This window comes from Microcystis sp. M53603_WE2, from assembly GCF_030065435.1.
In genome coordinates, this window is the sequence record NZ_JASJFF010000640.1 from 1 (window position 1) to 11924 (window position 11924).

Genomic DNA, 11924 nt, shown 5'->3' on the forward strand with positions numbered 1-11924 from the left:
GGATGGTGATGCTATGGATAATCCAGTAACGAATACTGGTAACGATATCGCCAAAAGGACGTTCGCCGGTACTACCTGACATGGACGGTTCTCCTCGGAATGATAGGACTTGAAAAATTCAATCTCTATAATAGAGACTTTGTTGACCCTGAGACAAGTTTTAGGCCGGTTCGCTAGGGGGATTATATTTCAGTAAAACCCCATCTTGTCCCAAGACAAAACCCTTGTCGGAATTGATAAAAACAATTCGATAGAGATTGGAGGGGACACTTTCCACCGCGCGATCTTTTTGCCAAGATTGGCCGCTGTCATGACTGACCAAGAGATTGCCGCTACCACCAGCGACCCAAATTTCTTCGGGGCTGCGGTAGTTGAGGTCCAAAAGTCCCCAACTGGTGGAAAACTCTGGGAATACCTTATCTTCCCATGTATCGAGATCATTGGGGCTAGTAAATTGTAGTTGACCACCCCGGGCCAGGGCCCACAGTTCTCCTTTTTCACCATAACCGACTTTTTGTAAACGGCGGGAAGAAAGACGATTGTGGGGTTGCCATTCTGTTGACCCCGGTTCCCAAGTGGAATAAAAGTTACCGCGTGCGGAAACGGCCACGTATTTACCATCATGGGAACGAACAATTGTCCGGGCCACACCCACAGCACCTTCCACTAAAGCTTGCCAAGTTTTGCCCCCGTCTTTGGTGCGGTAGATAGCGCCTAAATCCGTGACCATTTCGGCGGTTTTGTCGTTAAGGGCGATAATTCCGTAGGGGGAACCGGGTAATTTTTCACTTAAGGGGATACGGGACCAGCTGCTGCCCCCGTCTTCGCTATGGAGAAGAATTGAGGGTTTACCGACAATCCAACCCTCTTGGTCGTGGAAACTGACGGCGCTAAAGCTAACTTTTTCTTCGCCAAGGTTGAGGACTTTTTGCTGCCAGCTGTCCCCCCCATCGGTGGTTTCAAAGAGGGTAGATTTGGTTCCCACTAACCAACCGTGCTGCAGGTCGTCGGTAAAGGCGATATCGGCAAAAGTGGAGTCAGTGTCGAGGGTGAGGATTTGCCAAGGACTACTGCTCAGGGATGGCACACTACTACAGCTAAAGCAGAAAAAGGCTACAGCTAGAACTATTACGAATTGTTTCAGTTTTCTCATCAATGGTTCAGAGGTATTGGTCAAGGAATCGGGACGGATTAGGGTTTGTACCCGATGGGTTACAGGCTCATAAGAGCCGTTGGATTAAAGATAATGAGTGCTTGAGTTAGTTTAAACCATATAAACTAATAAAGAAAACAAATCCTAGCGCTAAAGCCCCGAAAATCAAAATATTTTTTTGTGCCGGAGTCAGACGGTTAACTCCAAAACCATAGCTAAGATTTTCTTGGAATCCCGAAGGAGCATCTTTGGCTCCGATGTTGATAAATTGGGAACGACGCACACCACACACGGGACAGCGCCACGTTTCTGGCAATTCCTCGAAGGGGGTTCCAGCGGGAGTGTTGGTTTTACTATCTCCCTTGCTGGGGTCGTAAACGTAGCCGCAGGAGCGACATTCGTAGTTGGCAGGGGCCTGGTCGGCTAGGGTTAGTTCTGGTGGGCGATCGCTCATAACTAAGATTAAAGGAATTTTCAACACTCTGTTACAAATTATCCTTGAAAATTGACCCCTCTCACGGCCAACCCCTGACAGAATACCAAGTTTTCAAGTCTTAAAAGGATTAGCGAGGCAGCATATCGGCTTTAAAAAAAGTAAGATTAATCTATTAGGGCTTAAATGTCTATTAAAACTTTATTAAGTTGATATTTGGGCTATTTACCCTGATTTTGGTAGTCAAATTTATTCCGAGAAATTGAGAAATTTCAGGCAGGGAAGAAATTAGGGGTCTGATAGCAAATCCTGTTTAAAAGGTGGAGGAGATTGGGGAGCGCCAGAGCAGGGAGCAGGGAGCAGGGGGAAACAATCCATAACTGGGTTTTTAAAGTTGGATTGGGAGTTAATCATGCTATTAAAAGCGGATTTGGTATCATATTGAATAAATTTAATCACTTTTAGCGATCGCTTTTATATTTTGGCATAAATGGGCTGCTCCCTCCCTGTTCCCCAAAACGAAAACTTCGCACCTCACTATTAAGATGACTGCTATCAACCTTATATTATAGGTATATAATCAACCTTAACTATACCTTAAAAAGAGAGTAAAAATTGTGTTCAACCAGCTTGATTGGAATCCTGCCTACTCAATTGAAACCTTAGAACCAAATACGGTATTTTTTCTATCTGAGCGAGAATCAATCTGTTTCCAAGAGCCGCTTTATTATCGTTTAGTCAGATTAATCGATGGTCAACGTAATCTTGATGAAATTATTGATATTCTTCAGTTAGAATTTTTACAAAATCAAGAAATCAATCCCAATAATGCTAATTACTTCGCAGTTATTGTTAATTATAGCTTGGCAATTCAAAAAGCGATTTTTCAGTTATATAAACGAGGGTTTTTATTAGAAAAACAAGAATTATTGCCGTCTAATTTAGCAATTTTATGCCATCATCTTCAGGTTTCTCAAGCCCAAGCTTTTGAACGATTACAATCTCTGAAGGTTACAGTTAAAACCCTAGGCTTAATTCCCCAGCAAGATTTGATCAATATTTTAAATTCCTTGCAAGTTCAAGTCGCAGATGAAGGGGATTTAACCATTATTTTAACCGATAATTATCTTCATCCTGATTTAGAGAGTATTAATCAACAAGCTTTAGTCTTGCAAAAACCGTGGTTATTAGTTAATCCCCTGGGAAATCTAGCCTGGATTGGTCCCTTATTTGATCCCGATAAAACTGGTTGTTGGCATTGTTTGGCTCAACGATTACGAGATAATCGTCCCGTGGAGGAATTTATCATTAGACAGAGAGACAATAAGATTTCTTTAATTTCTCCTTTAGGGTTTTCTTCAGCGACAATACAGACGGTTTTAAATCTGACGGCTATGGAGGTTTTTAAGTGGATTATTCAAGGTAAAAATCAACGTTTAGAAGGAATGCTAATGACTTATGATACTTTAAATTTACAATTTCAAGAGCATATTTTAGTTAAACGTCCGAACTGTCCTAGTTGTGGATATTCTCTAAATAAAACACCTTTACCCGTGGTTTTGGGACATCGTAAAAAGGCTTTTACCAGTGATGGGGGACATCGTTTTTGTTCTCCTGAAGAAACCTTAAAAACCTATCAACATCATATCGGTCCTATTACGGGAATTGTGCGAGAATTAAATAAGATACAAGGGAATGCTTTAGTTCATACTTATGTAGCTAAACATCATTTTCGTAGTGTCTTTGATGATTTAGACAGTTTACGGCAAAATATTGGAGGTAGAAGTGCGGGAAAAGGCCGTACAGATAGTCAAGCAAAAGCAAGTGGATTTTGTGAAGCTATTGAGCGCTATTCGGGGGTTTTTCAAGGAAATGAAATCAAAGAAGAAGCGAGTTATCAAGAGTTAAAAGATAAAGCTATTCATCCTAACAAATGTATGAATTTTAGTGAAAAACAATATCAACATCGAGAAGAATGGAATGCGAAGAATCAAGGATGGTTTCAAAAAGTCCCTGAACCTTTTGATGAAACTAGAATCATTGATTGGACTCCTGTATGGTCTTTAACCGCTCAAGATTTTAAGTATTTACCGACGGGATATTGTTATTATGGTTATTCTCAATCTGAACCCTTAGATTGTTGGGCTGATTCTAATGGCTGCGCCGCAGGAAATACGATAGAAGAAGCGATTTTACAAGGGTTTATGGAGTTAGTGGAACGGGATTGTGTGGCTTTATGGTGGTATAATCAATTAGTTAAACCTTCCGTTAATTTAGAGAGCTTTAATGAGCCATATTTTGAGCAATTAAAGCAATATTATGAGGGGTTAAATCGGGAGCTATGGGTGTTAGATATTACCAGTGATTTGAATATCCCTTGTTTTGCCGCTATTAGTCCGAGAAAGGAGCGGGAAGTGGAGGACATTTTGTTAGGGTATGGGGCGCATTTTGACCCAAAAATTGCCATTAGTCGAGCGTTAACGGAGGTTAATCAAATCTTACCGAATGTGTTATCGTTTAAGGACGATGGGACAACGATTTATAATCCTTCTGCGGATCCTTTGGCGGTTAAATGGTGGCAAACGGCAAGGTTAAGCAATCAATCTTATTTAGTTCCAGATAGTAAAATAATACCGAAAAAAAGTAATGATTATTTACAATTAGCCAGTGATGATTTATTAGAGGATGTTAAATTGTGTCAGCGAATTGTTGAGTCAAAGGGGATGGAAATGTTAGTATTAGATCAGACTCGTCCTGATATTGGTTTAAGGGTGGCTAAAGTCATTGTCCCCGGAATGCGTCATATGTGGAAGCGTTTAGGGGCAGGAAGATTGTATGATGTTCCTGTTAGCATGGGATGGTTAAAAGAGACTTTGACGGAAGATGAATTAAATCCTTTTCCCATGTGGATGTAACGCTTTTAAATAGGGGAGCTTATCACTGATCAGTAAAAGGTGCATCACCGAAGTAACACACCTTAAATAGTGTTGGGTTCCGTACCTCAATCTAGCCGATAAGAGAGGCGATCGCACTTAGAAAGTGTACTTGATTTCAATAACACTCATGACACCTTCAACAATGGTTTGCCACTGTCCAGTAAATTCTGCACCATAAGATGCTGCAATTTGCGGACCTAATTTTTGTGCTTCATCGTTACTCCAGAGGGGGCCAGCTAAAACATTAGTTTTAAATTCATGAGTTCCAGTATTTTCCACCTGTAGTTCTACTTCTACTACACTCATTGCACTTTCAACTACGGTTGTCCACTGACCAGTAAAGTTTCCTTGATGAGCAGCTGCAATTCTCGGACCTACTTGTTGTGCTTCATCGTTACTCCAGAGGGGGCCAGCAGGGATATTAACTTTGTAACTTGCCATAATAGATAATGTCCTTTGAGACTTTTGTTGATTTTGTATCCTCAAGACGATATCAAAAATCCTTTTCTGAATTTTTTGAGTTAGCCATAATGCCTTAAGCAAAATGTCTTGTCTTTTGGGTTAAAAGTGATTGGTTCAATCACCTTTGATACCAGAATAAGTTTTATTTTTGGTAATGGCAATCTCTAAAATTAATACTTTTCTAATATGTTTTTTTGAGCAGAATATTAACTTTTTATGAGATTTATATTAGATTTATATTAGATTCAAAGGGTCACTTTATGGTATAATGGCGTAATCTCTTAAGTAGAACAAATGAATTAATCAATCAAATTATAGAGATTGAGTCAAAGGGGATGGAAATGTTAGTAGTATTAGACCAAACTCGTCCTGATATTGGTTTAAGGGTAGCTAAGGTTATTGTCCCCGGAATGCGTCATATGTGGAAGCGTTTAGGGCTAGGAAGATTATATGATGTTCCTGTTAGCATGGGATGGTTAAAAGAGACTTTGACGGAAGATGAATTAAATCCTTTTCCCATGTGGATGTAACCCTTGTTCATGGTCAATTGTTGATGATTTTAAGTTACTTGGTGAAGATTTCGAGTTTAACTTTCATTCCCGTTTTATCTAAAAGACTGAGTAATTTATCAACAGTAAAACGGCTAATTTCTCCATTCATTAAATCACTAATTTTTGGTTTTGTTTCCTCGAAAAAAGTGGCGGCTTCTTGCTGTGTCCATCTTTTTTCTTGGATAAAAGACCGCAAGGTTAACATCAAATCGGCTCTAATTTTTAAGTTAGTTGCTTCTTCACTGTTAAATCCTAAATCTTCAAAGATGTTATCGCTACCAAAAGTGATCTCAATAGGGTTAGATTGTGTCATGGTTATCCCTCCTGTAATTGTTGTCTAAATTGAATCATTTGTTGATAACGTTGTTGTCCCAATTCAATTTCTTTTTTCGAGGTTTTCTGTGTTTTTTTACCAAAAGCATGAAGGACATAAATCGCTTCTTTAAACCTTGCTACATAAAAGATTCTGTAGGTTTCTCCTGTCCAAATTCTAATTTCTTCTGTTCCTTGACCAATAATGGGAATGGGTTTAAAATCATTGGGTTTCTCTCCTTGTTGAATAGCTCTCAGTTGAAAACCTGCTTTACGCTTTGCGTCTTCAGGAAAATCTCTAATATCTTCCCTTGACGTCCCAATCCAGTAAATGGGTTTATCTCCCATGTTGGGGTTAATGATTAAGGTTGATACCTAATTTAGTATAACAGGATCATCAGTTTGTCAATTGTTCGTTAGTTAACAAGCAAGATAATGATCATTTTAGTTTAACTGAATCTAAGTAAAGTGTATCAGGGCAAATATCTCGTTCATGAGGCCATAAGCAAACTGATTCCTGATAGGTAAAAGGTATGTCAGCGAAGTAACACACCTTTATTAGTGTTGGTTTTTGTTGCTTCAATCTAATCTAGAAGAGCGGCTGGATCATTGGGAGCTATTCCTTCATCTTGATCTAAGATCAATAATATTTTCATTTGTTGAGTTACACTAAATAAGCGCAATCGAATATTGACTGAAAATTGAATCACTTGTAATGATAGGGAGATTTTCAGCCATAGATTGAGCAATAATAATGCGATCAAAAGGATCTCTGTGGTGAAAAGGTAGAGAAGCATTAATTTTTAGATGCTCTAGTTCAAGATTTAGTAAAACAATCCTACTTTCGTTCACTTCTTTCTCAATAAACTCTTCATAGGAAGGAACTAACCTTAACTTTCCTAAATTATATTTAATAGACATTTCCCAAAGACTGGCGATACTAAGATAACTAAAATTGTTCTCATCTTCAATTAAATCTTTGAGAGCATTGCTTAATCTAGGATCGTCATTAACAAACCAAAGAAAAATATGTGTGTCCAATAAAAAAGTCATTCCCTGTAATTGTGAAAGTCTTCAAGAGGTTCATCAAAGTCATCGCTCATCCATACTTTTCCCTTAGCACTTCCTCGTTTTAAGGGTCGTTTGATGGGGGAAATTTTGGCTACTGGCTCGTCGCCTTGCATAATAACAATTTCTTCTCCGTTAATTGCCAAATCGAGAAGTTTTGAGAGATCGGATTTAGCTTGAGCTATATCTAATTTAGTCATAGTGTTAAATCTCTATTTAAGTTTTCAAAAAATCTTGCCAATGTTCTTCGTCATCAGCTACGATGGTAATCATTCCTTGACATAGTCCGGGGACTAGGCGTTGGGACGCTATGGGTATTTGCCCGATTAATTGGGCAATTGGACGATTATTGTCGGTGATTAACAATTCTTCCCCCAGTTTGAGATTGTCAATCAGTTCGGGGAGTTTAGCCTGGGCTTCTTTGAGAGAGATGATCATGGATGTTGGGTTCTATCTAACTCATGGTGATAACGCTACAATTTTAACTGAATCTCAGCAAGGAATAGATAAAATACGGTTGGGTTGAACGATAGTGAAACCCAGCCTACACTCTCATGTTAAGGTTAAGTACGAAGATAAACCCAATTTCTAGGCCGATCATTCCTCAATTTTAACTGATCTAAGCAGAAAATAAATAAGCTCTCCTGATGACTGATAGATAAAAGGTATGTCACCGAAGTAACACACCTTAAATAAAATATTGTTGGGTTTCGTTGCCTCAACCCAACCGACAAGAGCGGCGATCGCTGATCACAAAAATTGCTATCATAGAAACTATTGATATTCAATGATTTAGGGGTAATCATAATGACACAGTTAACTGAAGAACGAAAACAAGAGATTATTGCTGAAGTTTTAGCAGCGAGAGCAAACCGTGAACAATTTCTATTAGAGATGAAACAACGGCAACAAGCAGGGTTAAAAATTGCTCAAAAATGTGCTAGTCTCCTTAAAGAGAAGTATGGAGTCACGAAAGTTGTTTTATTTGGTTCATTGTTAAATTATGAAGAAATAACTCCCCATTCTGATCTTGATTTAGCGGTTTGGGATTTACCAGAGAAAGATTATTTTAAAGCGATAGCAGAGTTAGATAATGGACAGGATTTTGAGGTGGATTTAGTAGAAGTTCAAAAGGCTCATCCTTATATTTTAGAGGCAATTGCTCAGGGGGTTGAATTATGACTAATTTATCAATTCAAGATAGAATTAATCAAGAACTCAATAAAATTCTCCAAGCCCTACAACAGCTAGAGATATTTTTAAGAGAATTATCTAATCAATCGGATGTCATGTATCAAAACGCATTAATTAATTCTATTGCGCTTAATTTCCATGGAGTTTATACTGGAATTGAGCGTATATTTGAAGCGATTGCTAAAAAAATTGCTCAAAGATTCCCAACGGGGGATAAATGGCATCGAGATTTATTAGAGCAAATGTCTGTTGATATACCTAAGGTGAGAAAAGCAGTTATTACAGAAGAAACAAGGCTCATTTTGGATGAATTAAGGCGGTTTCGTCATCTGGTGAGAAGTGCTTATTCTTGCCAATTAGATGAGGAAAAGGTTTTAATCATCGCCCATCAAATTGTTAATTCTTATCAAACCATAATCAATGACATTCAATTGTTTTGTAATAATTTAAGTAAGGGAAAAACTTAATTAAAGATAACCCAATTTACAAGATCACCTTCGGTGCGCTTTCAGCGAGTGGCGTGCTGCTATGCAGTGCCGTAGAGTATCGCACTATCTATACTTGATAATATAGTTGACAGAAATATTTTTTGGACGAGTTTCATAGATACTGACGCGAGCAGGAGGGCTATCAGGACCTGTAGTCTGTTTTATCTCAGATGTTTGCCCAACTGAGCCAGTACCCGGTTGTGCTTGTGCTGACAGGAGAATAGCATTATAGTCGTGCTGGTGTTGCTGGAGAGCATCACACTGAAGTGAACCGATCCCGCTACTTTTACCCATTCCCTCTGGTCCAATTCGTTCAGCAGCATCTGGATCTAGTCCAGAACCAGCATCAACCCCTCTCATGAATAATCCACGATAGTCTGGAAGTCTAAATTTATTATCCCCTTGTTTTCCATAAAGTGTTCCAATTACTGCAAATAGCTCAGGGTAAGCATCTATTTCAAGATAACGACCATCGCACAACATCCAACCGTATGCTTCAGGATAGGTGATAGGAATATTGGCATTCAAGCTCTCAGCCTGTGCATTCTGACTTGAGCAACCAGATGAAGTCCAAATATTGTTTATATCACCTGTTATGGGATGGATTTGACCAGCAAATGGGCATACTGTACCAATAGGAACTCCGTTTAGCATAATTTCTCCTTTTTTCTAACACTTAGAATGGGCATTAACTGTTATTTCCCTTTCCCAAGCTTGAAAGATAGGGGAAAAAATATATCTCACGAGCTTGGGAAATGCTATGTAATCTTATTTCTGACAGGCTAAATTTTTGTAAGAGACATCAACACTGGACTCACCTTCTTTTAATAATGATGGTGGTGCATTGTCCTTAATTGCTTTAAGAATTGCTTCCATTGCAGTAGCACAAGCTAACGCTGATTGACCGACAATTTTAAATGTTCGTGCGGTCTGATCAAAGCTAGAAAAATTGTCAATTACAACATTAGCAGCCTGAGCAATTAAAGATTTGTTTCCATACGCCCATGTTGCTACTGCCAGAGTGCCAAAAACCAACGTAGCAGCAAAAGTGTAGTCAGTACCAAATTCAGGCTGTTGCTCAACTGGGACATCAAAGAACTCAGAACCAATGGAGCGGGATAGTTTTTGAACTTGCTCATAGTTAGCAACCAAAGCACTCTGATAACTAAGGTCTAGCTTAATCGCTTGACCATCAAGTGTAGCCGTCAAAAGAGCTTTATTTTGACCTGATGGGAATTTGACTTCCATTGGACCGACGACTACATTACTACTTATCACGGTTCCCAGTTCCAAGTTATTAAATAAACCTACATAATAGGTAGGAGTCACCTTAAACTGAGCACTACTACTACTTAAAACATCTCGCTGGTAAACAGCTGAATTGTTTGACATCCCTACACCAACATCAGCTAGACTTTTTGAGTCATTCCCAATTACAATTAACTCTGGTCGTTGTGCTTGTCCATCGGGTTCTAGCTGCTGAACACCATCCTTAAAAACAACCTTCCACTTAGTTCCCAATTGGATATTATTAAACTTTTGGGAGGCTTTATAAACACCTATCCCTCCAGTTTGTTTGTAATTAGCAAGAGCAACAAGATATTCAATCTCCCAATCAACCCCAGATTCAGCTTTTTGCGGGACTGTCGTTTTTTTCCACGCAACACTATCTAATCCTACTGAATCAGGGAGAGTTTGATAGACTACCATAGTCCAAGTGCGATCTGTTTGATTGTTAAAATCAACGTAGTAAGTCATTTGAGCAACTCCAAAGAAATAATGTGAACTTAAAATGAAACTTTCGAGAAAAAAATACCTTAATGATTTGTTTTCTCTAAACTCTTAAGACATTCTCAAAAATCTATTCGTGAAATTTTCGATTTAGCCATAATGCCTTAAGCAAAATGTCTTGTCTTTTGGGTTAAAAGTGATTTGCTTAATCACCTTTGATACCAGAATAAGTTTTATTTTGAGTAATGGCAATCTCTAAAGTTAATACTTTTCTAATAGGTTTTTTTGAGTAGAATATTAACTTTTATATTAGATTTATATTAGATTTATATTAGATTCAAAGGGTCACTTTATGGTATGACTACCTCATCCCTGAAAGTAGAACTAATGAATTAATTGGGCATCTGAAATCCTCAAAACCCTTTTACTCTCTGATTTGAAAGAGGGTGTGGGGTGTGGGGTGTGGGGTGTGGGGTGTGGGGAAGGAAACCTCTTTCATCTGTGGGGGTGAAAATTTTTTCATCGGGACTGATTTGTAGAGTGTCAGGAGACGAAAAGAAAGCCGCAAAAAAGCGATCGCTTATCCCTCAAAGAAAACACCTGCCCTAAGTAAGGAGATGCTAAGTACCTAAGCAAAATTAATTACACATATCTAACCACCTCTTGCCTCTTGTCTCTTGCCTCTTGCTTATCTTCACTAGGAAATTAATTTTGCACGACTACTTATTGTTGGATGATGAGTATTAGAGAAGCTGTCATTATCGAAGATTACCCGGAATATCCTCAAGGGCGTTGTGTGCTAGTCTTACAAGGAGAAAACCATGACAAAAAAGCCTCACATTAAACTTATCCACATTGGAGAGTACATGGCTGAAGTGGAAGTCGAACTGATTGAGACTCCCGAAGGATGGTCGCCCTATTTATCATTAGAAGACGCTCAAAAATTAGATGATGTCCGGGAAGCCCTTCGTCAAGGTGATCTGCAAAAAGCTTCCAATTTAGCACATCTTTACAAAATTACCCCTCTTACCGTTTAACTAAACTTTGACAAGAAAAAATTAGGTTCTTCGTTACTTGGTATGATTCGATATGGGGGCATAAATCGACTAAATCCTTATCTGGTAAGAGATTTAATTGATTAGTTCGCTCTAGATAAAAAACAATTGACAAAAATCGCCAAATGCTTTTCTACATAAGGGTTACATCCCTTATATCCCCCGTCGATTGCATAACACAAACCGAAGAGCCAAAAATTAAAAAGCGATCGCTATTCCTCAGAACAACACAGCGATCGCCTAACTTTTAACTATCACAAGCAACATTATTGGAGGGCTGATAATTCTTCTCGAAGAATACGGCGTAAATCGGACTGAGTGAGCGATCGCTCAGAAGGAGATTGGATATATTGTTTTAAAGCCTCATTAATGGCTCTTCGGTAATTGTTATGCAATGGACGGGGGTTATAAGGGATGGAACCCTTATAGAGAAAGGCATTTAGCGATTTTTGTCAATTGTTTTTTATCTAGAGCGAACTAATCAATTAAGTCTCTTGCCAGATAAGGATTTAGTCGATTTATGCCCCCCTATCGAACCATA

At 38.7% G+C, this 11924-nt stretch carries 16 protein-coding genes and 1 pseudogene; 5 read left to right on the top strand and 12 right to left on the bottom strand.

All coding sequences use genetic code 11. From position 1 onward, the window contains the following. The 3 genes and pseudogenes from psbE to PX481_RS13680 all read right to left on the bottom strand — a co-directional run. Positions 1-82: pseudogene (gene psbE, locus PX481_RS13670) on the bottom strand (cytochrome b559 subunit alpha); the annotation flags it as partial. A 78-nt stretch (positions 83-160) separates the two neighbouring features. Continuing rightward, complete coding sequence (locus PX481_RS13675; protein WP_002757649.1) at positions 161-1153, bottom strand: photosynthesis system II assembly factor Ycf48; 993 nt, start codon at positions 1151-1153, stop codon at positions 161-163. A gap of 106 nt (positions 1154-1259) precedes the next feature. After that, positions 1260-1607, bottom strand: coding sequence for a rubredoxin (locus tag PX481_RS13680; RefSeq protein WP_002757647.1), 348 nt, complete (start codon positions 1605-1607; stop codon positions 1260-1262). Positions 1608-2203: 596 nt separating this feature from the next. Between PX481_RS13680 and PX481_RS13685 the strand changes: the two genes are divergently transcribed. Continuing rightward, a complete protein-coding gene (locus tag PX481_RS13685) occupies positions 2204-4501 on the top strand; it encodes a TOMM precursor leader peptide-binding protein (protein WP_288023337.1) in 2298 nt (765 codons plus the stop codon). A 117-nt stretch (positions 4502-4618) separates the two neighbouring features. Here PX481_RS13685 and PX481_RS13690 read toward each other — a convergent pair whose 3' ends face one another. Continuing rightward, a complete protein-coding gene (locus PX481_RS13690; RefSeq protein ID WP_223212957.1) occupies positions 4619-5065 on the bottom strand; it encodes a mannan-binding lectin in 447 nt (148 codons plus the stop codon). A 221-nt stretch (positions 5066-5286) separates the two neighbouring features. Here PX481_RS13690 and PX481_RS13695 point away from each other — a divergent pair, with 221 nt between their 5' ends. Next, entirely contained in the window at positions 5287-5514 is a 228-nt protein-coding gene (locus PX481_RS13695) for a YcaO-like family protein (RefSeq protein ID WP_308417979.1), read from the top strand. A gap of 34 nt (positions 5515-5548) precedes the next feature. Here PX481_RS13695 and PX481_RS13700 read toward each other — a convergent pair whose 3' ends face one another. From PX481_RS13700 to PX481_RS13720, 5 genes are all read right to left on the bottom strand, one after another. After that, on the bottom strand, positions 5549-5848 hold the full coding sequence (locus PX481_RS13700; RefSeq protein ID WP_002757640.1) for a helix-turn-helix domain-containing protein: 300 nt from the start codon (positions 5846-5848) through the stop codon (positions 5549-5551). A 2-nt stretch (positions 5849-5850) separates the two neighbouring features. After that, positions 5851-6195, bottom strand: coding sequence for a type II toxin-antitoxin system RelE/ParE family toxin (locus PX481_RS13705; protein ID WP_002798095.1), 345 nt, complete (start codon positions 6193-6195; stop codon positions 5851-5853). A gap of 321 nt (positions 6196-6516) precedes the next feature. Next, entirely contained in the window at positions 6517-6900 is a 384-nt protein-coding gene (locus PX481_RS13710) for a type II toxin-antitoxin system VapC family toxin (protein WP_002757635.1), read from the bottom strand. Continuing rightward, positions 6897-7115 carry a type II toxin-antitoxin system Phd/YefM family antitoxin gene (locus PX481_RS13715; RefSeq protein ID WP_002798098.1) on the bottom strand — a complete coding sequence of 73 codons (219 nt, stop codon included), beginning with the start codon at positions 7113-7115 and terminating at the stop codon, positions 6897-6899. Before PX481_RS13715 ends, PX481_RS13710 begins: the two co-directional genes overlap by 4 nt. Before the next feature lie 16 nt (positions 7116-7131). Further along, on the bottom strand, positions 7132-7353 hold the full coding sequence (locus PX481_RS13720; RefSeq protein ID WP_288094756.1) for a type II toxin-antitoxin system Phd/YefM family antitoxin: 222 nt from the start codon (positions 7351-7353) through the stop codon (positions 7132-7134). 369 nt (positions 7354-7722) lie between these two features. Between PX481_RS13720 and PX481_RS13725 the strand changes: the two genes are divergently transcribed. Beyond that, the gene (locus PX481_RS13725; RefSeq protein WP_002757633.1) at positions 7723-8097 is read left to right on the top strand and encodes a nucleotidyltransferase family protein; all 375 of its coding nucleotides are present in this window, start codon (positions 7723-7725) and stop codon (positions 8095-8097) included. Beyond that, complete coding sequence (locus tag PX481_RS13730) at positions 8094-8576, top strand: ribonuclease toxin HepT-like protein (RefSeq protein WP_002757632.1); 483 nt, start codon at positions 8094-8096, stop codon at positions 8574-8576. Before PX481_RS13725 ends, PX481_RS13730 begins: the two co-directional genes overlap by 4 nt. An 84-nt stretch (positions 8577-8660) precedes the next feature. Here the strand turns inward: PX481_RS13730 and PX481_RS13735 are convergent, their stop codons facing one another. Together PX481_RS13735 and PX481_RS13740 are read right to left on the bottom strand one after the other, a co-directional pair. Then, the gene (locus PX481_RS13735) at positions 8661-9251 is read right to left on the bottom strand and encodes a phage tail protein (RefSeq protein WP_002757630.1); all 591 of its coding nucleotides are present in this window, start codon (positions 9249-9251) and stop codon (positions 8661-8663) included. Positions 9252-9365: 114 nt separating this feature from the next. Next, the gene (locus PX481_RS13740; RefSeq protein ID WP_002757629.1) at positions 9366-10355 is read right to left on the bottom strand and encodes a RhiA family protein; all 990 of its coding nucleotides are present in this window, start codon (positions 10353-10355) and stop codon (positions 9366-9368) included. Between the two features lie 794 nt (positions 10356-11149). Here PX481_RS13740 and PX481_RS13745 point away from each other — a divergent pair. Further along, a complete protein-coding gene (locus PX481_RS13745; protein ID WP_002757627.1) occupies positions 11150-11365 on the top strand; it encodes a hypothetical protein in 216 nt (71 codons plus the stop codon). On the opposite strand, the gene PX481_RS13750 is transcribed toward PX481_RS13745, so the two are convergent. After that, positions 11355-11498 carry a hypothetical protein gene (locus tag PX481_RS13750; RefSeq protein WP_288023334.1) on the bottom strand — a complete coding sequence of 48 codons (144 nt, stop codon included), beginning with the start codon at positions 11496-11498 and terminating at the stop codon, positions 11355-11357. The genes PX481_RS13745 and PX481_RS13750 overlap by 11 nt on opposite strands. Between the last annotated feature and the right edge of the window lie 426 nt (positions 11499-11924).